Origin of the sequence: Halobacterium rubrum, assembly GCF_021729015.1 — an archaeon.
GTDB lineage: Archaea > Halobacteriota > Halobacteria > Halobacteriales > Halobacteriaceae > Halobacterium > Halobacterium rubrum.
The window spans coordinates 39898-62314 of record NZ_JAJQQZ010000005.1 but is presented as its reverse complement, the minus strand read 5'-3'; the positions used below and the strand labels follow the sequence as shown (position 1 = coordinate 62314).

Genomic DNA, 22417 nt, shown 5'->3' with positions numbered 1-22417 from the left:
GACCGGTCACCCGTCACTACAGAGGCTGCCAGCAAAAAGCCACCGTCCAGTCAGCCGCGAGCTCGCCTTACTCCTCTACTGCCAGAGCCTCCGGGTTCTCCCGGTAATACTGGACTGCGTCCCGCTGCACGTTGATACGCGGCATCCCGCACCCCGATAGCGCGGACTTCACCTTCTTCCGAGCAAGCTCGACGAGAGCCTCCGAGACCTCCGCCCCGTCCCGCGTCAGGTCATCGAACAACGCCTCGACGTTCTCCTGGTGACTCCGCTCCCGCAGTCGCGCCGCGTGTTTCCGCGCGAGTATCGGGTCTGGGTCGTTCCCGTCGCCCGCGCCGGCCAACCGCCCGTACGGGTTCGCGCCTGCACTGAGCGCCGCCTCGGCGTCCTCCGCCCGCGCCATCGGGTTGGTCGGGCCCGCGTCGAACTTCGCTTCCTCCTCGTACTGCTCGACGATGTCCCGCATCAGCTTCCCGCGGACCCAGACGTCCATCACCTGAACCGGGGCGAGCTCGTCGACCGCGTCGTCCATCGAGAGAATCTCGTCCATCTTCCCGTTCGCTCCCTCCCGGTGTTCCGACCCCTCGTCGCGGGAATCGAACGTGCCGAGCCCGGTCTGCCGCCCGGTGGCTTCACTCATCGTCGGAACCCTCCGGCAGGAATCCCTGGATGCAGACACCCGCTCCTTCGACCTTCTTCGGTTCGTCTTCCCCGGTGATGTGTAGGATGACGGTGTTGGTGTCTCCCCACTCCGTGTCGGCGTGCGTGACGCCGCTGTACGTCTTGATGCCGCTCATGGTGTAGACGTCGACCGTGTGCGTGGGCTTACTCATTGCCGTTCACCCACGGGAGGTCCGCGGCATAGTTGGCGGCCACGTCGACGACTTCGCTGGCGTCCAGGTCCTCCCCTCGACCGGCGACCTCCGTGTACGTACCCTCGACTTGGGCTTTCACCGTGTGGGCCTCGACCTCGCCGGGCGTGAACACGCCCTCGTAGGCGACGATGAGCTGGCCGTCGACGTCGTCGGGGGTCGCGTATAGGTCGGCCATAATGGCTCCGTCGCGGATGGTCGCGAAGGAGGCGACGTCGAACCCGGGGATTTCGGCTTCTAGTTCGTCGGCAGTGCTTGGGGCGTCGGCGGTGTTTGAACGTGCCATCTTGCGTCTACTCGATACAAGGGACCGGGTTGACTTAAGGTTTTTGCATACAATAGGGCCGGGTATATTGGAGAAGGGCGCGGAGCCGGACGACCGACTCGGAGGGGTCCCACTACGGGCGCGGTGGAGTGGCGTTGATGCTGTCGCTACGAGCTGGCGCTACAGCGAAGGAAAACCCGTCCTGCGGGGTGGGTTCCGTGGCTACTCCAGGAGGTCCCGCAGGTCCATCACCGCGGACACTACGATGAAACAGGCCGCGATTGCGTGGATCGCGAGGCCGACCGCCTCGACGCCGGCGCTCGCGAGCTTCGGCTGGACAAACCAGAGACTGAGCGCCGTCGGTAGCCAGAGGATGTCACCTGCTCGCCGGACGCGCTCTGTGTTCGTGGTGTGTGCGTTCATTCTGGCCTGTTTGATGGATTTGCCCACCTTGGAAAGACCCCTCTCGGGGCGGCTCGGGGTTATCACCCCAGCCTATGCCGCCAGTTTGGCGGCCTGAAGGACGAAGAGGCCGAACGTCCCCAGCTTCGCGAGGACGGTGGCCCACTCCTTCAGCCACGACGGTGGACTTTCGGGTTGGGTCATTCGACCCATCTATTCGTATGTGCCAGGGGGCCTTAAACCTATCGGAAAGCTGTCACGTCAACCTACCCGACACAACACATAAGCCCTCGACCCCGATATTATCAACTGGACTTTTGGGTTGGGTCGCCGGTCGGGGATACCCGGCCGGTCCAAGCCTCTCACGCTCCCTAGCCGCGGCTCTCTCCGCCTACGCGCCGTCGACCCGGGAGAAACTCACCTCCACTGAAAACGGCTGGTCGTCGTTCCACACGACGCGCTCCCCAGCGCCCTCCACCGACGCGAACCCCCACACTTCCTCCCCCGAGAGTCGCGCGTTCACGAGCGCCGCCACCTCCTCGGCCGTCCAGAGGCCACGATACGCCCACGACTCCCGCCGCACGGGGCCGATGTCCGTATCGTACCGCAGATACAGCCCTGAAAGCTCCACCTCGTCCACGGACCCCGAGACAGACCGCGTCTGTACGGTCGCCGTCGACGCTCGCGACGGTGTCCGATGCACCGCGACCGGCTGGTCACACGCGCTGCAGATACGGAGTTCCACTACGTCCTCGGGGACGGTCTCCGCCCGCCCTCGCGCTTCCTGGACGTTGTCATCCTCGAAGACGAGTCCGCGCTCGCCACAGTCAGGACACGCCCGCTCGTTCGTCATCGCGACGACCCCGTCCCCGAGGTCCGGAAGGGCCGGCCGCTCGCGGACGATCACCTGCCGGTACTCGGTGATGTCGGCCGCCGCGACCTCGCCCGTCTCGGGAATGTCCTGCTCCCACGCGACGCCCTGGCTGGCCGGACCGACCGCGAGCGTCCCGCCGTCCTCGAACGTGATGGCCGGGTTGCCAGCCATAACGCGCATCGCGCCGGTCTTCGGCCGGGCGACGTGGTAGGTGTCGCCGGCGATAGTGACCGGCTGGCCCGGGTCGACGTCCAGCAGCGCATCCCGGACCGATTCGGGGTCAGCCTCCGCGGTCGGCGGCTCGACGTCGACGGCCTGGTCGGCCGCCGGTGCTGGCTGCTCGCCGTCCTCGTATGCGGTGAGACTGGTCTGTGGCGGCATCGCTAGAACTCGAAGGTGACGGCGTCCGTGTCCAGTTCGACGGTGTAGTCTTGGAAGCTCCAGTGCAGTTCGAGCTCCAGGCTGCCGTCCTCGTACTCGGTCACCCAGCAGTTCCGGGGGTCGACCGGGTCGCAGGCATCGAGGACCGCCTCGGCCGTCCGCGGGCCTTTGCCGAAGTTGCGGGCGGCGTCGCGCTTGTAATCGTCCGTGTACTGGCCGTCGCACTCGGCGGACTCTATCCAGCCGTTGCGGAGAATCTTCTTCGCGGTGTCCTTGCGAACGGTGCCGCGGCGGACCTCCTCATTATCGTGGTCGCTGAAGTCGCGGGGGTCCATCGCGCTGTACGTTTTCGGGGTGGTGGTCTCGGCTTGGGCCATCGTACGATTAACCCAAGTAACCGGATTGACTTAAGCTTTTTGCATACGATAGCGCCGGGTGTATTGTAAACCTACCACTCCACGTCTGCCGCCGCCTCGATGGCCGCACGCGCCTCCTCGTACCCGCCGTTCGCCTCCCACGTCCGCCCGCTCTCGACGTGCTCGACCGTGAACGTCGCGCCGTGTTTCCGACACTTCCGGTCGCCGGGCCCCTTCACCAGTGCGCTTGCCTTCTCGCGGCCGTCCTCACAGCCCTTGCCACAGAACACCCGAAGCCGGTGGTCGTCGTAGAACTCCGGCGCGCGGATGTCCGCTCCCAGTGCGTCAGCGTACAACTCAAAACGCACATCGTGCTTGCTGATGCCGCGCCGGGTGTAGTCCACATGATGCGCGAGCTCGTGGAGGACCGCGCCCTCGAACTTCTCGCCCCACCCCCATGCTGCGTATGCCCGCCACGTCAGCGACACCGCGCGGTCTGTCACCTCGCCATCCTCAAACTCGACCTCTGCAGTCGCAGCCGTCCGCGTCCGCTGGCTGTTCGTCGACACCGTCCACCGGATGTCGTCGACGTCGAAGGCGTCGAAGAATCGAGAGTCCGCGAGTTCCTGGCGGGCGTACTCCCGGGCACGGTCCGCGAGCATCCGCTGCTGGTCGTCGGTCGGGTCCTCGACCGTCGCCGGGGCTGGCGGGAGGTCGTCGTCTGCGTCGGTCTTCGTCACGACTCCGCCGTCAGTGAGCGCGGTCTGGAGTAGTGCCATCGTACACTCGGTAGAAGGGACCAGACTGTATTAAGCTTTTGCATACTAAATCGCCGGGTATTTGAACCGGCGGACACCTACCTCTGCTCACCACACTCCCGAGAAACCGCCCCGCCGCCGGAACCGCGTGGCCTACCGCTGGCCGTCCTCCTCCTCGTCTTCTCCAGCGACGTACTGCAAGGTGGCTCGCGCGATCTCCTCGCTCACCTCTCGGATGTCTTCCTCGACGTCCTCCTCCGCCTCCTCTGCCTGCCTGATTGCGTCTCGGCCAACGCGTGCCGTCGAACGTGCCGCGAACACCCTTGCGGCGTCTTCCGGCCCGTCGTCACGAGACAGCCCCAGCGAGAACCCCTGGCCGCTCCCGCGACCCGCCGAAGGGTCTGCACCCTCGCGACCCTCGCGCTCCTCACGCGCCGAGCTCGCGCCATCTCGACCGTCCGAGTCACTCCCGCCGTACCCAGACCCTGCCCCCGCCTCGCTCGCCCTCTCGAACTCGGGCAGCGTCGTCCCGTCAGGATTCCCTGCGTCGCCGTGCTCGCCTGCCGTCCCTCCTCCCTCCTGGTCGTCCGCATCCCGCGACTCGTACTGCGGACTGGGGTCGGGGTGCGGCCGGGAGTCACCACCCCCCATCTTACGGACCCCCGTTCGCTGATACGCCGCCGCCCCTCGATATTCCGCCGCCGTCGCTCGACGCACCAAGATAACTCTTCACGCCCTCAACTACCGAACGATAGGTAGTCTGCATCTCGCTGGCCGACGTCGACCGTGGCGTCACTGCCTCCCGCCATCGTCGCAGGCCAGCAACCCCCTGGACGTTCCCGGGCATATCCAAGAGCGTCCACGGCCCGGTGGCGCCGATGACGACCACGGGCAGCCCTGCGGTCTCCCGCTGGATTCCACGGAGGTCCTGATTCAGTGTCGCCTTCCGACGCGTCCACGGTGTCGTCTCATACTGGCCGCCGTAGAACGCGACGATGTCCACCCCGAGGTCTGCGGCTGCTCGCTCGGTGATGGCCCGGATGTTGGGCGTACTCCCCTTGATGAGCGGCACGACCGTTGTCTCGTCGGGCACACGGTCCGCCATCCACCGTGTCCCTTGAGCGCACGCTGTCGCCTGCTCGCGCTGCTTCGACAGTGGGTCGTCTCCATAGACCGCGTAGTCCGTTGGAACGTGGTAGTCCGGGCGGAACCTCTCGACAATCTCTAACTCGGACTCGTGGCCCAGCCGCGCCAGCTTATCGTCCGCTATCGTCGTGGTCGTGATAACCGCGACTCCTTGGCCGGCCCACGTCGACGCTGTCTCCCCCTGGTTCGCGAGTCGACGAGCGTGGGTGATGGGGAGCATCACTGACTCGGGACTGACGGCTTCAACAAAGCGTTCGTGGGCGGTTTGGGCCTCAACGCGAGGAATGAATCCTGTTAGTGAGGTCTCGGCAGACCGCGTCATCAGTATCTATCCCCCACTACGGCTTTGCTGCACCCTAAAACTAACGCAAAAAGCCTCCTCCCCGACCTGCCACACCGCCCCGATTCGAGCTCGAGGGTCCTCCTTCGCTCGGTAGTGATAGCGTCGTCGACGCGACACACACTGGGCCCTCCTCTCTACACTATCTGAACCCCGAGTTGTCGTAGCTATATTCGACCCCGTGTTCGAGCGTTTCGAGTTGGACAGTCAGTGTTCGTCAAGCTGGGTTCGACGTCGAATCCTCGAGCGGTCGTCGACGTCGTCAGTACTGTCCGGGGGGCTTCAGCACACTCGACCCCTCACAATCTCGATACATAGTGATAGTTCAACCCAGTATCACGACACCTCGACCCCAGACAGAGCGCACACCATATCCGACACTCAGCTATAGCACACCCGACCCCCAGATGAGCGTATCCAAGTTGTTAGCGGGGGGGTTACGAGCTATTATTGTGGCAGGTGTCGACGTATCTGCGAACAGACGGGGTGAAGCATAGCTTCTGGATGAGGTAGCTGTAAACAGATGGGGTGAACGTAGGGTGTCAAACTGATAGCTGCTGGAAGCTATGGGGGCTCGGTAGAGAACTGATAGGGTAGCTGTTAACAGACGGGGTGAACTGTAGGTGTCTTCGCTGTATATAGAGTTAGCTTCTCTGCCTAATAGCTGCTTAGGCGGTATCTTTTTTGCACTTCGGTGTCACCGTATCCGTTAACGGGGTATCTGTTGGGAGATACCCGGAGTGAGTACATGACCGACGCCGAACTACCAGATTTAGAACACAAAGACATAGAGTTCCTCGAAGCCGTCCGAGCGATCAATGCGGACCCGGACGCCTACGAGGAAACCGACCCGGGAGAAGTCGCTGCGAACAGCACTTCCATCCGGAGCGCGACCAACCTATCTCGGTCCGAAATCAAGTACCGAATGGGTGCCGACCCAGACGACTATCGGGGGTTCGGCGAGGAAGGCCTCGGGCTACTTCGCATCCACAGTGCGTCTCTTGAGAACGGACGATTTGGACCCAAGTCAGCCGAGCTCACAGAGCGTGGAGTCGAGGTGCTGGACGAAGCGAAAAGCCGAGTCAGGTTCGGGGGTGCGCCCGGACAGGCGACGGAGGAAGGAACCGCGGAAACCGCAGACCAGATGGCCGAACTTGAGGCCGAAGTGGAGGCCCTTCAGCAAAACATCGCGGACGTCGCGGAGTCCGTCCAGTCGGTCAACGAGACCCTGTCGCGCTTCGAAGATCGCGACCGCGGCGCACTCGACTCCGAGTTCGCGGACAAGCTCAATGCTGTCCTGAAGGCACTTCCACGCCACGACCAGGCACTCTCCGAAGTCCTGGGTGTAGACCTGGACCAACTCGGCAGCGACCTCGACGACGACCAGAAGCAGGCACTCCGAGCAGGGGTCCTTGACACTCTTCAGACTGCAGAGGGAGCATCCGGGACACAAGCAGACCGCTCGACTTCGGGGCCGTCTGGAGCAACTGGAGAGTAGGGTCACGCCACCCCGGGTCGTCCCCTAGTTGTAGCGTTCGAAGAACGAGTCCTCAGCGCCAGACTGGTCCTCTTCCGTCTCGTCCTCGGTCGCTGCACCTGCAGCCTGCTTCTGGTCCTCGTCGATGGTGTCTTCCTCTGTCGGGCGCGACGGTGCCTCGGAACCGGTTGTCTCCTCAGGCGTATCCGCATCTGTCTCCGCCTGGTGTCTCTCCCGGGGTGTAGACCCAGGGTCGACGACTTCGTCCAAGGAGTCTCGATGCTTCGGAGTGTGTTCTTCCTCCCCAGCGACCGCACGAGCTTCAGCGAGCGACACTCCAGGGCCTGCGTCGCTATCCTCAAGCGACTCGGTCGTGGTCGGGGAAGTTTCGTTGCCCGTGTCCGCTGCGGGCTCCTCACTACTGTCACTCTGGTCGGCACTCGTGGTGTCTTCCTCGTCGCTATCCGGACCGACTTCGTCGGTGTCGGCGGCGTCAGCGGAAGGGGCTGCCGGACTGTTCATTGCCTCCTCTCGCTTGAACCACGGCTCGTTGAACACGGGAGGCAGGTCCTCGGATGACGCATCCTGGGGGCGGAGTGCCTTGAGGGCCTTCCGGAGGCCTTCGCGGTGCTCTCTCCGCGGCTTGTACGTCCCCTGGAGGATGTCCGCGCAGAGGTCCTCGTCGACCATCGTCTTCGCGGACAGCGCCCCCGGCGAGAGCCGATTCTCTACGACGTCCATCGACTGACCGTCGGTGGGTTCCTCGACCTCCGTGGACTCGGCCGCCTCGGGCGGGTCCTCCGCGTCCTGGTTGTCGCCCCTTGTCGGCGCGGCTGTCTCGCCGAGCTCGGGCATGTCCAGGTTGACATCGGTGTACTCGAACAGCGGCGTGGTTTCTCCGCCTTCGTAGACCTGCGGTTGATCGTACTGAGGGTTATCGTCGTCGGGGAAGATGACGATGAGGAAGTCGTCCTCCGAGGGCATCTCAGGCAGGTCGGCCTCCGGGATGTACGGCTTGTTGAACCGCTCCCATTCGTCCTCGAGTTCTTCCTCGGATGGGTAGAAATTCTTGTCGCCCTCAGCCGTGTAGACGACGTACTCGCCGTCGGACTGGTCGTACTCGTAGTACGCCGGCACACTCGTCCGGCCGTTGTCGACGACGTCGTCGACGTCCTCGAACCGGGCGAACTCCCCATCTCCGGGGATGGACCCGGACTTCGAGTAGCACGCGACGATTTCGTCGGTTCCGGGGTCCCGATACCAAGCCGTCGAATCGTACTGGTCGTCACGCCGCGGCCGCAAGGCCTTCGACCCGTCGTCGACCTTGTAGTGTGACCCCTGCGTATAGAACCGCTCTCGGTCCTGGTCGTCGCGGTGCTTCATCAGCGTCAACCGGTCGTGGTGGATGGTCTTGTTGCCGCCACGGAGGGGGCCGGTCGTGTCATAGAGGACCTGTTCAAGGCGCCGGCCGTAGTGGCCGAAGTCTCCATGATCTGCGCGGCCGTCTTTCGTCGCGAACACACAGAGGTCGCCGCTCTCCATCGCTTTCCCGAGGTTCCGGAACGTCTGGAACGGGTACGTGAACGTGCTCGTTTCAGCCTCGATGCTGACGTTGTCGGCGCCGGCGAGATTCCAGACGCCGGGATACTCCTCTCGAAGTTCCTCTCGGCGGTCCTCCATCGCCGCCATCATCTCGTTCGGTGAGAGGTCGTCGTCGACGTCGGTGACGTCAATCGGGGCTTTCGAGAGTCCGTCTGGCTGTTCCTCACCTTCCTGCTCGGGGAGGGTGGTGAGGTAGCCAAGGCGCGTGAACGCGACGAACACCTGACTGAGGACCCACCGATGGTCTTCGCCACCGCCAGACCCGGAACTACCGGTGTCTTGGTGCGTCACTTCGCCTCGACCACGCGCGGTCAGGCCAAGGTGGAGCTCTCCATCGTTCCGTTCCCGGATGACGTGGTCGCCTGGTAGCTTCTCGATGGCGTTTGAGAGTTGCGAGAGGTAGCCAGTGTCGCCGAGACGACGCTCGATCTCTTGCTCCGCTGCCTCGTAGGGCACGGTCTCACCGGGCTCGAGCCCGGCCTGCAAACGCGCTGCCCAGATAGACTCGAAGATGTCCGTCTGGTAGTCCTCTGCGAGGCGCTCTGCATCAGTCGGCTCGTCCTCGCCTCCAGCTCCCGTTGCAGACAGAGACTGTGACTGGGAAGGGCTGGCCTCGTCCCCCTTCGACGTGCTCAAATTTGGTTCGCCAGTGACGAGCTCGCCGTCTTGGTAGGCCTGCCGAAGCTCCTGTTTCGCGATCTCGATAAGGGGGTCTTCCCCTTCGGAAATCGCCTGGACGAGGTCTCTCCCGAGACCGGACTCCCAGGGGCCGTTCCCCCTGTTGTAGAGTAGGGCGCGTTTCTCCTCGGAGTCCGTGGGTTCCGGCTTCCCGTACTTCTCGAGACTCCGCATGATTTCGGCGTCGCGCTCCTCGCGACCCCGACGCGGGGGATATGGTGGGTGCGTGTAGACCCGGAATGGGTCGCTGCGTTCGTTCGTCTCGTCGATAGTAATACGCATCCAGAGGTGGAATGGCGACTCGTCCAACAGCGGCTGTGAGTCCTTCCCGATTTTCGGCCCGATGATACGCGCCTGTTTTTTCGAACCGGGGTTGAACGACAGCATCGTGTCGCAGTTCACCATCATGGCGTCCACGATGTCCTCGGGGAGTTGGCTCGGGTACTGACAACAGAAGGTCAGCCCCATCCCAAGACTCCGAGACTCGGAGAGCATCGTCGGGATCGCCTCGCCCGTCTTCGCGATGTTGTCGAACTCGTCGACAAAGGTGTAGAACTGGTCGCGCTCCCACTCGTCCATTTCGGCACGCGAGCGGATGGTCGACCAGATACGCCGGAGGACCGCCATGCCGAGCATCCGCTTGAGCTCCTTCGGCTGGCCGCCCATCCGGACGATGAGGATTTTGCCCTCCTCCACGACCTTCTGGATGTTCACGTCGGAGTCCCGGAAGCCAATCATCCGGCGGGCCATGCGGTCCTGAACCCACTGCTGGAACCGACCAAGGAGCGGCTCCAGATCGCCGTCGTCGAATTCAGCGATGTCCTCAAGATAATCCTCGACGAAGTGGATGCCCGCGGACTTGATTCGGTAGTGGAACTCGTGGCGGGACTCTGGGGACTTCAAGACATAATACAGGTCCACCAGATTGAGGTCTCGCTTCTCGGGGAACCGGCGGTTGTACTCGTTCATGGCGCGAACGAGCGTGCGGAACACGCGGTCCATCCGGGGCCCCCAGTAGTCGCCTGCGCCGAGCAGGGCGACGAGGTCCTCGATGAGCGCCGAGAGCGCAGTGTCGAAGTTCGGGTCGTCGGGGTCTAGACCGACGTTGATGAAGTTGAAGCCGGAGATGTACTCGTGGCTTCCCCCGGGTTCCAGCCAGACGACATCGTCTATCCGGTCTTCCGGGAGGATTTCCATGAGGCGCTCGGAGTCGTCACCCTTCGGGTCGATGAAGCAGAGGCCGCTGCCGGCACGTGCGAGTTGGTACGCTGCGTTCGTCAGGTACGTACTCTTGCCGTGGCCAGTGATCCCGAAGACGCCCTGGTGGCGGCGCAGGTGGTGTTTCTCGATGCTCGCGTCTCGGCCGGTACGAGTCCCGGTCCCGACCCAGAGCGGACAGTCGGGGTTCTCCGCTGCTTTGTCGAACTTCTCGCGAACACGAGGGCCCGCGTAGATGTCTTCCCGGTCCCCAGGGGGAACTTCGTCGCGGTCTAGGTCAGTGCGTTCGGCGTCCGCCTGGAGGTCCTTTTGATACTTCGTGATGACGTCGAACTCGTGGATGACGTGGTCCAGCTCCTCTGCGTCCCGAACGAGAGCGAGAGTATCGTCGACGTGGTGCTGGAACTGCTCAACTTCCCGCTCGGAGACCGAGTCACGAACTACCTCCGGAACGAGTGACCCGGCGAGGTTGTTCAGAGCGGCAGCGAGGTCTTCTGTCCGGGGATTTTGCGCCGGGTCAGGGTATGGAAGCTCGGCCGATGTGACTTCCGCCGCCGAGTGCGCGATCTGCTCGACCTTCTGGCTAGCTGTCCGGTTCACCTCTGCGGGGAACCGCTTTCCCTTGATCTCGAGACTCAGTTCGTTCACTCGGCCCCGGAGGTCCGCGAGCTCGTCCTCGGTGAGCGAAACCATCGCGAGTTCGTCTTCTGAGCCGCCGCCAAACCCGAGCTTGTCTCTCAGCCTCATCTATCGGCCTCCCCGCCGGGGCGAGTCTTTCGGCGGCGTTTCCGGCTGCATCCAGTCGTCGTCCTCACTGGTATCGTCGGCTTCTGACACCGAATCCTCGTCGTCGACCTCTCCTTCTCCCTGGTTCTCCTCGATGGCGTTGTCCCCGCCGAAGGCCTGGTCGTCACTCGCCTCGTCGCCATCTCCGTCGGCGCCGTCTCCGTCGACGTCGTTCTCTTGCTCGCCGTTGTTGTCACGGGAGTCAGTGCCTGGCGGTGTGGTTCCGGACATATGCTCCGGCCGGTTGCCACCCTCGTTCGCAGTCTTCCAGGCCCGGCGGCTGTCGTCCTCCTCGTCGCCGTGCTTGATTTCCTCGAACTGGGTGGAGTCGGCCGGCACCCCTGCGCCGGATTCTTGCTTCGCCCAATCGACTGCAGGCGTGTTGATGTCAGCGTTCGGGAGGTGAGCGAGGCCACCCAAGGCGGCGACAGGCTGGAGGAACTTGTCCCCCGAGTACCGGTCGGTAACGCCGATGGAGTGTTCTCGCTTCACCGTCGACGACAGTACGTCGACGATGTCCTTGGGAGGGACTCGAGACGGCTCAAGGCCTTGTTCCGTGAACGAGTTGTAGTATTTCTCCATGTCCGTCGCGATGGTCCGGACACGCCGCTCTGCAATCTCTTTGTAGGGACTGAACCCGACGACGCGAACGGTCGCGTAGTAGCCTTTCATCCCCCGCTGCTTCTCGATGATCTTGGCCGCGGTCTTGTCCTTCGACCCCGAATCCTGCATCCGGTAGCCTTTGACCATGTTCCCCTTAAGCCGCCCCTCTTTGACCTGATGGGCGACTGTGTCGACGTCTTTCCCCCAAGGGCGTTGCTTACTCCAGACGTCGCGAGCGGCCTCGAACAGCGTCTGGATCATCACCGTACATTCGTCGCCGGTGACGCGGTGGCCGTCCGAGGTGGTGTCTTCCTCGACGACCATGTCGGAGGTGATGTCCGCGTACGGGTCGCGTTCGAACTCCTCGCCACCGTGGTTGGTGGTCAGCTCGCTCTTGATGGGGTAGTAGAAAGGCCGTTTCAGGTCCAGAGTGGCAGCCGCGACGTAGTCCCCCTCGTAGAGATCCGGGAACGGCTTGGCCGACTCACTGACGTCGGCATTCTTGTAGCTGTTCCGTATCTGGCGCCGGAACTGGTCGCCGGAAATGTCGGACTGCGGGCGGTAGAAGAACTGAACCTTCGAATCCTCATACCAAATTTCGTGAGCATGGGTTTCGGGGTTCGTCTGGATGCCGGCCAGCCGGTCTAACCCCACAAGCTGAGTCAGCAGGTTCGATGGAACACCAACCCGCTCGGCGTTCGGCTGGTGAATCGTCTCCAAGAGGTCGATACCAGCGTTGATATGGTCGTTTTCCCGGGGCGGCCGGACGTTCAGGAGCGGTCCATCGTCGGCCTGGAACTCCGAGATAGCCGTCTGATACGCCTCGTAGTCCTCGCCGGTGAGCTCTCGTGCCGGATACGCTGCGGTCTTGTCCGTGAACAAGCCCACCAGTTTCTCGCGAACATCACCACTGCCGAGGTCCGCCATCAGTCGGACACCTCCCGGCCGCCGTCGGTCTCTACCGTGGCCGCTCGGTCGTCGCGCTGCGAGGCTGTACCGACGTCCGTGGGCTCTTCGCCTGGTAGCGGCTCGTCTGCATCGTCCTCGCGGTCGACGACCTTGTGTTCTTCTGGGAGCGTGTGGACTTCGACCTGCCTCCAGTCTCCGTCGATGCCGAGTAGCGAGTCAGCGTACCCCAGCGATTCGCTGCCCGGTTCCGCTTCCTGCCCGACGAACTTCGCCTGGGCGCTGTTCAGGCGGAACTCCTCGGCAATTTCCTTGTCCATCCCGTCCAGAGCCAGGAATTGCTTGATCGTACACTGGTCCAGGATGGCCTCGGATTCACGATGCTCGAGGAACTCGTCGACAGTCTGCGTCATCAGAATCGGGATGATGCCTTGGTGGCGGTGGTGACGGAACAGCGTCTCCATGAACTCGAGGTTCGCGGCGTCCCGCAGGATGTACCTGAACTCGTCCATCGCGAACACCAGCCAGTCGTCCGTCTGCTTTGCCATCTCGTAGACCTCCAGCACGAGCAACTGCATCGTGAGGGCGGCCTTCTCTGAGACCTCGCCTTCTGACTGACCGAGATCGAGATACACGGTCTCGCTGCCGTGGAGGTCGATTTCGCTCTCGCGGCCAAGGTTCTCGTACTGGCCGTCCTCCATGAACGGCTTGAGGTTACTGAGCAGCCACGACGAGTCGTCTTTGAGCTTCTCCGCACGATTTTCGGACTCCGCGTAGTCGTGGGGATTCTGCTCGCGGTCTCTGAGCGCCTCCCGGAGTTCGCCCTGAATCGTAGGGCTGTCCCGACCGTGGGTGTCTAACTCCTCGGTGATTCCGGCTGCGTCATAGGCGTCAGCGACACTACTCTCGAACACGGCCCGGCGTTCCGCGAACTGGTTGTCCAGCCCCCGCATCGCAAAGAAGTTCTTGAAGAACGAGATGACGCCCTCCTTCTTACTGGCGAGCGGTGTCTCACCGGCGGCCATGTTCCGACGGACTCGCTCGGGAGTCGGCCGAATCTCCATCGGGTTGATGCCCTTATCGCCGCCGATCACGACGTGCTCAGCATCGAGCGCATCGGCTGTCCCCTTCCAGTTTCCTAGCGGTTCTAGGACGACACCCTGCGTGTCCTGACGTTGCGTGATGAGCCGCTGGAACACCGTCTTCCCGTTGACGGACTTCCCGGAGCCGACGTCCGCAATCACGAACCACGCATGGCCGTTCTCACGCTCGGTCGGGTCGACGATGACCGGTGTCTGAGTCGACTTGTGCTTCCCGACTTCGATACCAGACGATTCGGTGAACGTCGGGTTCGTGGGCGACCCGAGCATCGCGCCGATGCCACCCGCCATCGCCTGCAGATTGTAGTATTTCGGGTCGCGCTCACCGAGCTCGTCCTGTCCGAGCGGCGCCGCGCTCTGAAGCGCGGGGAGTTGCTTCCCGATGGGGGTTTTCGGGACGACCGATGCCGGGTACTCTCGCAGTGCCTTCCGAACCTTCCGCTCGTTCTCCTCGAGTTCCTCCAGCGAGTCACCACGGACTGTGACCCAGACAGAGAGGTCGAACACGGTGGTTCCACTCTCGGCCGCTTCGTGGACCTGTTGGGCCCAGTCTGCCTCCTTCTGGAGGTGGTACGCTCGCGACGAGTCTTCCGAATCCGCGTCGACTCGCAGGTCGTCGGCGCGGTCGCGGAGGTTCTCTCGAGCGCGGTTTTGGTTCTTCTCGTTGACGTATGCCGTAAAGTCGAACCGGGCGTCGGTGAGCTCCCAGAGGGGGCTGAGGAACCCGTCAGTCGGCTCGTCTCTGCTCCCCTGGACGTGGAGGACTTTGACGTACTCGCCCGCCATTTCGACGTGACGGAGACTTTCGTCGACGCCGGCGGCCGCCATCAGGTCGTTGTGGTCCTCGGAAATGTCCGCGAACGTTTCCCCGGCGCCGGCGTTCGTGTCCCCCGGCCCCACCTCCTCTCCGAGAGTAGAGCCAGCCTCCGCCTCTGCACCACTCCGACGGTTTTCCTCCTGGAGCATCCCCGATAGCGTCGCTTCCCGGACTTCTTCGTCTCCATCGGGGCTAGGACCGCTCACCCATCTGTAGCCCTGGATCACGATGGCTCCGGCGAGGACGGCACCGAGAATCGCGACAGCCGGAAGCGGAGTCGGACCGGTGACTGGTTCGACACCGGGTAGCGCCCCGAAGATCGTGTTCCAGAGGCCCGGCGGAATCTCGGGTCCGACCCGCGGTCCTGGCAACGAGAGCGGGACACTCATTCTGCACCACCCCCGCGCTGACCGCGCCGCTGACGTGCTTTCACGGCCTGATTCGACACAACGTCCTCCAGGTCGTCGTAGACCGGCTTGTTCCCGTTCCAGAACCGGGCGTTCAGAGTGAACATCTCGAGCGTGCTCAGACGCCGTGCCGAGAATCCCGGCATCTTCTGGACGAACTCAGTCATAATCTCCTCGTGGACTCGACGGTCCAGTTCGTCCAGCATCTCCCCATGCAGTTCCTGCTCGGTGAGGTCTCTGGTAGTGGTCGTGAACGGGGAGAACAGCCGCCCGAGTAGAGGGATACGACCCAGCTTCTCTGCCGGCCCTGGCTCCCCCTGGTAGTTGTCCGTCACTTCCTTCTTTTTCACCGTCACGATCAGGAAGGAGCGGACAGTCTGGGTTCCGCGGTCCTCGATTTCTTCTGGCCGGCGCTGGCGGTATTCTTCCAGCAACGCCCGTTTGGTCGGCGATTCCCGAATTTCGGGGTCATTCAGACGGTCCTCCAACCGATTCACGACGTCGTCGATCTCGAAGGACTCCGTCGTTCCAGCGAACTTGAGCGAGCCGTCTAGGCTCTTGTTCGCGAACTCCTGCCCTATCTCCTGGCGGCTCGCCCATTCCTGCGCCTGAGCGAAGTCCATATTGTCCGCTTGCAGCTCCACAACGGCCTCCAGACGATTGTCGCTCCGAAGGACCGCTCCAGCCCCAGTCCACGCCTGCTTGATGTTCGTCAGGTCCTGCGTGGTGGTGTCCGGCTCGAACGGGGTGTAATTCGCGAGACCCCCCTCGTTCTTCATGTTCCTCGGCGCCTCGGAGCTCGCCGCGAAGAGACGGGAGGGACGCCAGAGGTAGTCCGCCACGTCCTGTAGGAACCGGTAGGTGAGGACGTGGCTCGGGCTCGCGTAGACTGCGGTCAGAGCCACGAACAGGCTCCCCCCGACTATCGGGTAGAAGAGGATGCCACCGCCGGCGAACGACTGGAGGACCAGGCCGACGAGCACACATCCGGCGACGAATTTTCCTTCGGCAATCGCTATCCCGAGGATTGGGACGACTTGCTGCTTGTCGTTCTCGCTGAGAATCGCTCTGTCTGGGTGGTGTTCTGCCATTGGTCTGGATTACTGGTTGTGACCCCAGGGGTCGAGGGGGTCGTTGTCTGGGTTGTTCTCTGTACGCCGGACGGAATCCCGCGCATTCGACACAGCTTGTGAGGCGTTACTGGCGGCGTTACGGATGTTTCCGGGCTGTCTCGCGGCGTGCAACAGTGCGGCGCGACCGGTGTTTCCAGAGACAGCCTGTGCTCCGAGGTAGGAGCTCCCGCCAGATGCCACGATAGCCCCGCCAGCGGCTACGCCTGCGGTCATTTTCGCTGTCCCTCCGATGGCGGCTGCCGTCCGGGGAGACGCGAACTTGAACATCCGCCACGTCGCCCACAGCGAAATGGCGAGGAACGCGAGCATCAGCACGTTCCCAGAGACTGTCCCTGCCGTGACGCCACCGGTCGTGTCGATGAAGATCCAGGAATACAGCTTCGCCATTCCGAGGGTTGGAATCGGCATCAAGCAGACCGGAACCAGGCGTGTCAGCGCCCGTGAGCCGATGGTCTTGGCTACCGGGAGGCCGCTGTATCGGAGAACCAAGAAAAACTGGCCGAGGGCCAGGTAGAAGAAGAACAACAGCGGCCGAATCTCGAAGAGCAGCTTCAGCACTAATGCGAGAAGGGCGGTAATTCCGATGATCAACCAGCCCAGGGGACCGGAGACAGCAGCAGTAATCGCGCTCGAGGTCGCGAACTGCGCCATCGCGTTGGCGAACTCTCCGACATCAGGGGCGAGCTCAAGCGCCATCCAGTTGGAGAGCGCCCATGTCCCCAGGGCGAGGGGATACCAGCCGATGATGAGGAACGCGCCCCGAATAATCTCTTTCCGCTGCTTCCGCATCTCGTAGCGAGACCCGAACCCTGCGAGAGCCCCGGCAACGCGAATCTGGAACAGTAGGTAGAGTGTGAACAGCATCAGGCCGGTCATTTCACCGAACCACACCTGGTCTTGGATAGCCGCGATCTCACAGATGGACTCGCCAGCGCAGGTCGGTTCGCCGAAGATGAACGGCCCATCCGTCTGGGGGATTCGGATGTTGAAGAACCACTCAGTGAATCCTCTCCAGACATTCTCGACGGCGTCAATGGCTCCACCCACGAGTTTGTCGGCGAGCCACTTGAGCGGCTTATTCGGGATGCCGATTCCCGGGATGTTCACCATTGGAACCACCTCCGGTCCTGATGCCCCGGGGCTGTTCGGCCAGCCGCTCGGGTCGTGCTCTGGCGATTGACGGACTGTTCCGTGATGTCGAATTGTACCTTGCTGTGGCTGTTGGTCGCGGTCATGTGAGGTCCTCCAGGGTGATGAGTTGGCCAGCGAGCTGCGACAACCGGTACACGAAGTAGAGCGGCGCTATCCAGGCTGCTGCACGGATTGCTTCACCCAGGATACCGCCGACGTCTTTCATCGGGGTCCTTCTGGCAGTCGCTCGCGTGTGCTCGTACACGATCTCGCCACCTGTGCCCGCCCATACTCCTGGGGTGTAACGTGCTTCAAAGACGCCGGAGTAATCTATCGCGACGGTTCCGACACCGTCTTCGTTCAGTTCAACATGTTTGTGTTGCGAGCCGTATGCGATAGTGACGGTGCGAACGGACGCCTCCTCTGGGAGGGGTTCTCCAGTAACCCCATCAAGGGCTGTAGCGCGTAGAGTCGTCTGCTGCCCACTCTTCTTGATGACAGACAACGACAGGTCCACCGGCCGAAGCTCTGATTCCGACAGCTCACTCCACTGCAGAGTCGCTGTCTGGCCGGACACTAGCCCCTGAACCCTGACGGGGTAGGTTCGGTCCAGGCGGTGAACGTCGGCCTTGATTCGCTGGTGAGACTTGTACGGCTGCGTCGCTGCGTCGACGTTGACGTGCTCCGGCAACGTAGCCGGCTGACCGAACTCATACAGCGGCTGGACATTTGTGACCGGCTGAACACCGTAGGTTCGGGTATAGAGCGAGTTATTCGACGGAAACGCGTGAACCGTAACTGGGACCGTGGTCCTCGACGTCGTCTCCGTGTCGGAAGGAGTGGCCGTCTTCAGCGTCTCCCAGGTTGTATTCCGGGCCGTGAAGAACCGCCACCGAGTTTGAACAGTGCTGGGACGCGCCGCCGTACTCGCTTTGACACTATATTTGGCAACGGGAGTCGTCGACTCAAGCGATAGCCGCCGCAGTTCTCCGTTCCTTTGGAGAACCGCGCCGTCGAGGCTATCACTGATGTCATACCCCTCGACGCTAATCCCATCCTCCACCGAGACCGTCTCAGAGACGACTTTCTCGATGGTTCCCGATTGAACCAGCGTCTCTGATGACTCGCCGGACTCCGAGCTCGTTTCATGACCGGTCTCCTCTTCCGTCTCCTGCTCACCGGAGCGGTCAGGGTCGGATGGGCGTCCTGGGATGCCGATAACCGGGAATTGGGTGTAACCGCCGCGCCGGGTCTCCCCAGGCTCTCGAATCGTCTCACCTGACCCGCTATCAGCCTCCGACTCGTCGCTGCTCGTTTGATCGGAGTCGTCTTCGACCTCCTCCCACTCGGTAATTGTCTTCGTCAGGTTCGCTCTGAAGGTCGCATGAACGGTGACGTCTGCTTGTTCCCGGTGAGCGACTTGGAAATCGAGCTTGGCCTTGGATTGTTCGCTCGAACCGACGGTCTCCCCGTCGACGCGAAGCGTCAGGCCGGTGACTTCCAATCCAGTGAGCGTCCAGTTCGTAGTTCTCTTGGCGATTCCGGGTTCGGGATTCTCGACGACCTCGGACTCCGGTAAGTCAACCCGAGCGTCGGCGTAGGCGGCCAGGGTCGCGTCTTCGCCCACTAGCCGCACCTGTTCGTCTCCCCTATGCAGAACCGTGCTCGGAGAGACGCTGAACACTGTGACGTGGGCCTCCTGGATGAACGAACCATTCTTCAATTCCGCCCCCTCCGGGTACGTGGATTCTGTCGCGGGCGTACTCTCAGGAAGCGATTGGAACGCGTTCTCCGTCCAGGTCTCCGCACGTTCAGGTGGGGCGGCGTACTCGATGTCCCCGTCCCGGTAGTATTCCAGTGCGCTCTCAGTGGAGGAATTTCGCACCAGCGACTCGTACGCCGGCGTTTCAGTGGTGGCCGACGGGTCGTCGACGTCCCGGCTGAACAGCGAGAGCGATTCGTTGTGCGAGATGCCATTGACCTGTGCAGTCGTGTGAGCGGGTGTCGCAACGCCGACGGTGATGAGCGAACCCACTACTAAACAGCAGGCAATGACCCGGATACCGGACGCGGGGAGACGGTTCATGGTATTCTCGATGGTGGGGGAAGGCGACCTCTAGAAGTACGGGACGACATCGATGCAGTCGGCGATTCCAATGCCGATCTCGGACAAGATGGCCTTGAAGAGAATCGGCCCTGCAATGAACAGGATGGAGTATTTCGCGATGCTGCGCTGCTTCTGTTTGAGCTTCTTCTTGGCCTCCTGAGTGAACGAGAAGATACCCAGAAGGTTGGTCCCTTGCCAGGAGAGGAACCCACCGATAAGGCCGACGGAGGTGACGAAACGGATGATGCCGTTGATCAGGCTTTGACCGCCCTCCGTGCCACATAGGCCACCTCCAGCCTGGGTCTGTGCCGAAACTGGTTCGGCGACGACCATCAGTGAGAGGATACCGAACAGGAGGAAGGTCCAGGTGGAACTGAGGGGGCCGGGGAGAACCCGTCTCTTGGTCGATTCTTCGGTGCCAGTGCTGTCGGATTCGGGTTTCGTCATTGGTTGATGATTGGGTTGTCTGCGATGGAGCGCCAGTCCTGCCGCTTGTCGGGGATGCTGCGGTCGTCTACCCGTTCGTCAAGACGGTCTCGGATGTATTGGCTCCAGAAGAACTCTGTATTGCTCTCGACCCAGGATTTCTGGTAATCGAGGAGTGTCAGATGCCGGCGGCTGGTGGATAGCGTTGCCCAGCCTTGTTCCTGGTACCAGAGGTCCGGAGTGACCTGCTCTGACTTGGGTAACCGGTCGGGTGGGATGCACCCAGGAGGGATGACGGCATCTAGGACCTCTCGGACGTATCCGGAGAGGTTGAACGAGTCAGGGGCCTCTGAAGCCAGCCAATCTAGCTGGTACTGGTAGAGGCGCGCGTGCTTGCGCTTCATGTGTGGTATCGGGTATCGGGTGTCGGTCTCCGCATGAGCCCGGTCGGGGGCTCTCGACCCGGGACCTCGCCCGTGGTCGACCCAGCATAGGGCGACGGCGAGGGGTGGTCAGACCCTCCCGGTCTGTTCGTCGACCGGTTGCCGCCGTCCCATTCGTGGGATACCCTTAGTTACCCACACGCCGGATAAATAATTTGGGGAGGGTCAGCCGCTAGAATCCGCTTGTACGGCAGGTTCTATGACGTGGAGGCGTCCACCAGAGACGGACGGAACGAAGAAAACGACTAGAGACTGGCGGCCTGCTCTCGCGCGTTCACAGAGAGGTCCTCCGTCTCCAGTTCCGGCGTGGTTCGGGTCACGATTTCAGCGACTCGCGCTGGCTCAATCGACACCGCCATCACACAGACCAGCGAGCTATACTCCTCGAGACCGCGTTCCCGAGCGTACAGTTGGTGCGCGTCGCGGACGGCTTTCTCTTCACGGGTGTTCAGCCGAAGCTCCTCGGAGATGGCGGCCCACCCGTCGGCTCCGACGACGAATAGGAGTTCGTCATCGCTCGCGTAGAGCGGCTCTCTGAGTGACTCTGGGTCGTTGAAGTCTGCGAGTAGCTTTTCATAGAACGCGTTGCCGGGGCGGTCTCGGTACTCGTGTTGTTCCACGTAGCTCTGGATGGCGTTCAAGAGCTCCACGAGCGACCGGTCCTCTTCTCCGAGGACGCCTCTGGCGTGCTGCTGGGCGAGCTGAACGGTCCCAGGGTCAATCGGTGTGTTCAGGCGGTCGGCAGCAATCCCTGCCGCAGCGCCGTCCTGCTGGCTTGCCTCGGCGCTATCAGCATCACTGCCTCGACCGAAGAGTCTCCCGATGACGGCGGATTGCGCTCCGGTGGTCTTGAGCCGGTTCACGGCCGATGAAAGCGAATTTTGTATCATTGATAGTTGAATCGGAATCGTATCTAGTTGTACGAGTTCTGGACCTGCACCTCGAACACGACGACGACCTGTGTCCCACTGCCGACGCCAATCTGGGTCGTCACCTGGTAGGTCTCGGAATCCTTCACTGAGGTGTCCGCGATAATCTCCGGCGCGGTGTACTCGAATCGCACCTCGCCGTCCGTCCCGGAGAGTTTCGCGGGCCGGGAGATGTCTCCGGCCGGTGCGGAGGCGCTCACCTTCACGTCGCTGACGGGGTTATTCATCGAGTCCCGCACCTCAACGGCCAACTCCACCGTGTTGTTCTCGACGACCGTCGGGTCCTGGTCGCTTTCCGCGGTCAGGTAGGTGACGTTCGGCTGTGACGCCTCACTGAGCGTGGGCTGCGAGGCGCGCTTGAACCCCAGTTTCGAGAGTTCCAAGAGGTAGCTCTCGCCGGTCTCGAACACCAGTTCCAGCGTCTCTCCGCTCTTGTCGACCTCTGCGATGTACTGCGAGTCGCTGTCAGATCTCGGGTTCGTTCGGGAGGTGTCGCTGTCGATCTCTCCCTTGAGGATTTGCCGCCAGGTGCTCAGGTTGAGCTCGGTATCCATCGTGACCGTGACCGGGGAGGCGTCCGTCTCGTTCGTCACGCGGACGGTCGTCGACGAGGTACTGAGCGGCATGACGTGCATCATCTGGGGCAGCCCTTGCGACGAGTAGAGCTCGCCGTCGGTCGCCGTCAGCGAGATGGTGCGGCCATCGACGATAGCCGGCTCGTTGATTACCTTCCGTGTGGAGGGATGGTCGGCATAGAGGACTCCGCTCGGCGTGATTTCGAGGTCCGGCGCTGACCGGTACTCGGAGTAGTCTGGCGAATATCTGAGACCGACGGACTGGTAAACGAGTTCCCGACCGTCGATATAGTCCGCCGTCTCGTTGTCTCTCGCGACGGCATTTTCGATGGACAGTGGCTTCGATTCGGTCGTTTTGATGGTCCCTGTCGGGTCGGTCGAGTGGATGAACAGGAATTTGAACGGATAGGTCGCCCCCATCTTGACGATAGACCCCTGGAGAGAGCCCGTGTCTGCTGCGGAAATCGTGTCTACCTGCAGGGACTGCATATCGGAGAGCGTGTCGATGGCGTGGTTGTACTCGGTGGTCTCGCGGACCTGTGGCGCAACCGTCGACTGAGCTATCGCGTAGACTGCTGCGAGGATGAGTGCAAGCAGCACGATACCCAGCATCACCACCTGGCCACGACTTGCCTCCTGGGGGCGCTTGTCTTCACTGAACAGTGCGGGTGGTCGAAGTTCGATGGAA

The 22417-nt window shown here is 62.4% G+C and carries 20 protein-coding genes; 1 reads left to right on the top strand and 19 read right to left on the bottom strand.

What is annotated here, in order from left to right:
• Window positions 1-67: 67 nt before the first annotated feature.
• The 9 genes from LT971_RS15660 to LT971_RS15620 form a co-directional block, all read right to left on the bottom strand.
• Window positions 68-637 (bottom strand): hypothetical protein, encoded by a 570-nt coding sequence (locus LT971_RS15660; protein ID WP_237007886.1) that lies wholly within the window; start codon window positions 635-637, stop codon window positions 68-70.
• Entirely contained in the window at window positions 630-830 is a 201-nt protein-coding gene (locus tag LT971_RS15655) for a hypothetical protein (protein WP_237007885.1), read from the bottom strand. The genes LT971_RS15660 and LT971_RS15655 overlap by 8 nt, the downstream gene beginning before the upstream one ends.
• Window positions 823-1155: a hypothetical protein gene (locus tag LT971_RS15650; protein WP_237007884.1), complete on the bottom strand. Its 333-nt coding sequence runs from the start codon at window positions 1153-1155 to the stop codon at window positions 823-825. The genes LT971_RS15655 and LT971_RS15650 overlap by 8 nt, the downstream gene beginning before the upstream one ends.
• A 201-nt stretch (window positions 1156-1356) precedes the next feature.
• Window positions 1357-1584, bottom strand: a complete 228-nt coding sequence (locus tag LT971_RS15645) for a hypothetical protein (RefSeq protein WP_237007883.1) — start codon at window positions 1582-1584, stop codon at window positions 1357-1359.
• Window positions 1585-1927: 343 nt separating this feature from the next.
• Entirely contained in the window at window positions 1928-2791 is an 864-nt protein-coding gene (locus LT971_RS15640; protein ID WP_237007882.1) for a hypothetical protein, read from the bottom strand.
• A gap of 2 nt (window positions 2792-2793) precedes the next feature.
• On the bottom strand, window positions 2794-3168 hold the full coding sequence (locus LT971_RS15635; RefSeq protein WP_237007881.1) for a hypothetical protein: 375 nt from the start codon (window positions 3166-3168) through the stop codon (window positions 2794-2796).
• A 71-nt stretch (window positions 3169-3239) separates the two neighbouring features.
• Window positions 3240-3926, bottom strand: coding sequence for a hypothetical protein (locus tag LT971_RS15630; protein WP_237007880.1), 687 nt, complete (start codon window positions 3924-3926; stop codon window positions 3240-3242).
• 132 nt (window positions 3927-4058) lie between these two features.
• Complete coding sequence (locus LT971_RS15625) at window positions 4059-4556, bottom strand: hypothetical protein (protein WP_237007879.1); 498 nt, start codon at window positions 4554-4556, stop codon at window positions 4059-4061.
• Window position 4557: 1 nt separating this feature from the next.
• On the bottom strand, window positions 4558-5271 hold the full coding sequence (locus LT971_RS15620; protein WP_237007878.1) for a hypothetical protein: 714 nt from the start codon (window positions 5269-5271) through the stop codon (window positions 4558-4560).
• An 868-nt stretch (window positions 5272-6139) separates the two neighbouring features.
• Between LT971_RS15620 and LT971_RS15615 the strand changes: the two genes are divergently transcribed.
• On the top strand, window positions 6140-6889 hold the full coding sequence (locus LT971_RS15615; RefSeq protein ID WP_237007877.1) for a hypothetical protein: 750 nt from the start codon (window positions 6140-6142) through the stop codon (window positions 6887-6889).
• 24 nt (window positions 6890-6913) lie between these two features.
• Here LT971_RS15615 and LT971_RS15610 read toward each other — a convergent pair whose 3' ends face one another.
• From LT971_RS15610 to LT971_RS15565, 10 genes are all read right to left on the bottom strand, one after another.
• Complete coding sequence (locus LT971_RS15610) at window positions 6914-11113, bottom strand: TraM recognition domain-containing protein (protein WP_237007876.1); 4200 nt, start codon at window positions 11111-11113, stop codon at window positions 6914-6916.
• Entirely contained in the window at window positions 11114-12682 is a 1569-nt protein-coding gene (locus LT971_RS15605) for a DUF8128 domain-containing protein (RefSeq protein WP_237007875.1), read from the bottom strand.
• Window positions 12682-14784 carry a VirB4 family type IV secretion system protein gene (locus LT971_RS15600; RefSeq protein WP_237007874.1) on the bottom strand — a complete coding sequence of 701 codons (2103 nt, stop codon included), beginning with the start codon at window positions 14782-14784 and terminating at the stop codon, window positions 12682-12684. Before LT971_RS15600 ends, LT971_RS15605 begins: the two co-directional genes overlap by 1 nt.
• A 179-nt stretch (window positions 14785-14963) precedes the next feature.
• A complete protein-coding gene (locus LT971_RS15595) occupies window positions 14964-16076 on the bottom strand; it encodes a TraC-like domain-containing protein (protein WP_237007873.1) in 1113 nt (370 codons plus the stop codon).
• A 9-nt stretch (window positions 16077-16085) separates the two neighbouring features.
• Window positions 16086-17228: a TrbL/VirB6 family protein gene (locus LT971_RS15590; protein ID WP_237007872.1), complete on the bottom strand. Its 1143-nt coding sequence runs from the start codon at window positions 17226-17228 to the stop codon at window positions 16086-16088.
• Between the two features lie 121 nt (window positions 17229-17349).
• Complete coding sequence (locus tag LT971_RS15585) at window positions 17350-19284, bottom strand: DUF8186 domain-containing protein (RefSeq protein ID WP_237007871.1); 1935 nt, start codon at window positions 19282-19284, stop codon at window positions 17350-17352.
• An 81-nt stretch (window positions 19285-19365) separates the two neighbouring features.
• Window positions 19366-19803, bottom strand: coding sequence for a DUF7985 family protein (locus tag LT971_RS15580; protein WP_237007870.1), 438 nt, complete (start codon window positions 19801-19803; stop codon window positions 19366-19368).
• On the bottom strand, window positions 19800-20186 hold the full coding sequence (locus LT971_RS15575; RefSeq protein ID WP_237007869.1) for a hypothetical protein: 387 nt from the start codon (window positions 20184-20186) through the stop codon (window positions 19800-19802). The genes LT971_RS15580 and LT971_RS15575 overlap by 4 nt, the downstream gene beginning before the upstream one ends.
• A 284-nt stretch (window positions 20187-20470) precedes the next feature.
• Window positions 20471-21088 carry a DUF8048 family protein gene (locus LT971_RS15570; protein ID WP_237007868.1) on the bottom strand — a complete coding sequence of 206 codons (618 nt, stop codon included), beginning with the start codon at window positions 21086-21088 and terminating at the stop codon, window positions 20471-20473.
• Window positions 21089-21138: 50 nt separating this feature from the next.
• A complete protein-coding gene (locus LT971_RS15565; RefSeq protein ID WP_237007867.1) occupies window positions 21139-22341 on the bottom strand; it encodes an Ig-like domain-containing protein in 1203 nt (400 codons plus the stop codon).
• Between the last annotated feature and the right edge of the window lie 76 nt (window positions 22342-22417).

Excerpts from the sequence above, each read along its gene's own strand:
- LT971_RS15575 (WP_237007869.1), bottom strand. The coding sequence starts at position 20,186 with ATGAAGCGCAAGCACGCGCGCCTCTACCAGTACCAGCTAGATTGGCTG.
- LT971_RS15640 (WP_237007882.1), bottom strand. The coding sequence starts at position 2,791 with ATGCCGCCACAGACCAGTCTCACCGCATACGAGGACGGCGAGCAGCCA.
- LT971_RS15565 (WP_237007867.1), bottom strand. The coding sequence starts at position 22,341 with ATGCTGGGTATCGTGCTGCTTGCACTCATCCTCGCAGCAGTCTACGCG.
- LT971_RS15630 (WP_237007880.1), bottom strand. The coding sequence starts at position 3,926 with ATGGCACTACTCCAGACCGCGCTCACTGACGGCGGAGTCGTGACGAAG.
- LT971_RS15620 (WP_237007878.1), bottom strand. The coding sequence starts at position 5,271 with ATGCTCCCCATCACCCACGCTCGTCGACTCGCGAACCAGGGGGAGACA.
- LT971_RS15655 (WP_237007885.1), bottom strand. The coding sequence starts at position 830 with ATGAGTAAGCCCACGCACACGGTCGACGTCTACACCATGAGCGGCATC.
- LT971_RS15660 (WP_237007886.1), bottom strand. The coding sequence starts at position 637 with ATGAGTGAAGCCACCGGGCGGCAGACCGGGCTCGGCACGTTCGATTCC.
- LT971_RS15610 (WP_237007876.1), bottom strand. The coding sequence starts at position 11,113 with ATGAGGCTGAGAGACAAGCTCGGGTTTGGCGGCGGCTCAGAAGACGAA.
- LT971_RS15590 (WP_237007872.1), bottom strand. The coding sequence starts at position 17,228 with ATGGTGAACATCCCGGGAATCGGCATCCCGAATAAGCCGCTCAAGTGG.
- LT971_RS15605 (WP_237007875.1), bottom strand. The coding sequence starts at position 12,682 with ATGGCGGACCTCGGCAGTGGTGATGTTCGCGAGAAACTGGTGGGCTTG.
- LT971_RS15580 (WP_237007870.1), bottom strand. The coding sequence starts at position 19,803 with ATGACGAAACCCGAATCCGACAGCACTGGCACCGAAGAATCGACCAAG.
- LT971_RS15595 (WP_237007873.1), bottom strand. The coding sequence starts at position 16,076 with ATGGCAGAACACCACCCAGACAGAGCGATTCTCAGCGAGAACGACAAG.
- LT971_RS15615 (WP_237007877.1), top strand. The coding sequence starts at position 6,140 with ATGACCGACGCCGAACTACCAGATTTAGAACACAAAGACATAGAGTTC.
- LT971_RS15635 (WP_237007881.1), bottom strand. The coding sequence starts at position 3,168 with ATGGCCCAAGCCGAGACCACCACCCCGAAAACGTACAGCGCGATGGAC.
- LT971_RS15625 (WP_237007879.1), bottom strand. The coding sequence starts at position 4,556 with ATGGGGGGTGGTGACTCCCGGCCGCACCCCGACCCCAGTCCGCAGTAC.
- LT971_RS15650 (WP_237007884.1), bottom strand. The coding sequence starts at position 1,155 with ATGGCACGTTCAAACACCGCCGACGCCCCAAGCACTGCCGACGAACTA.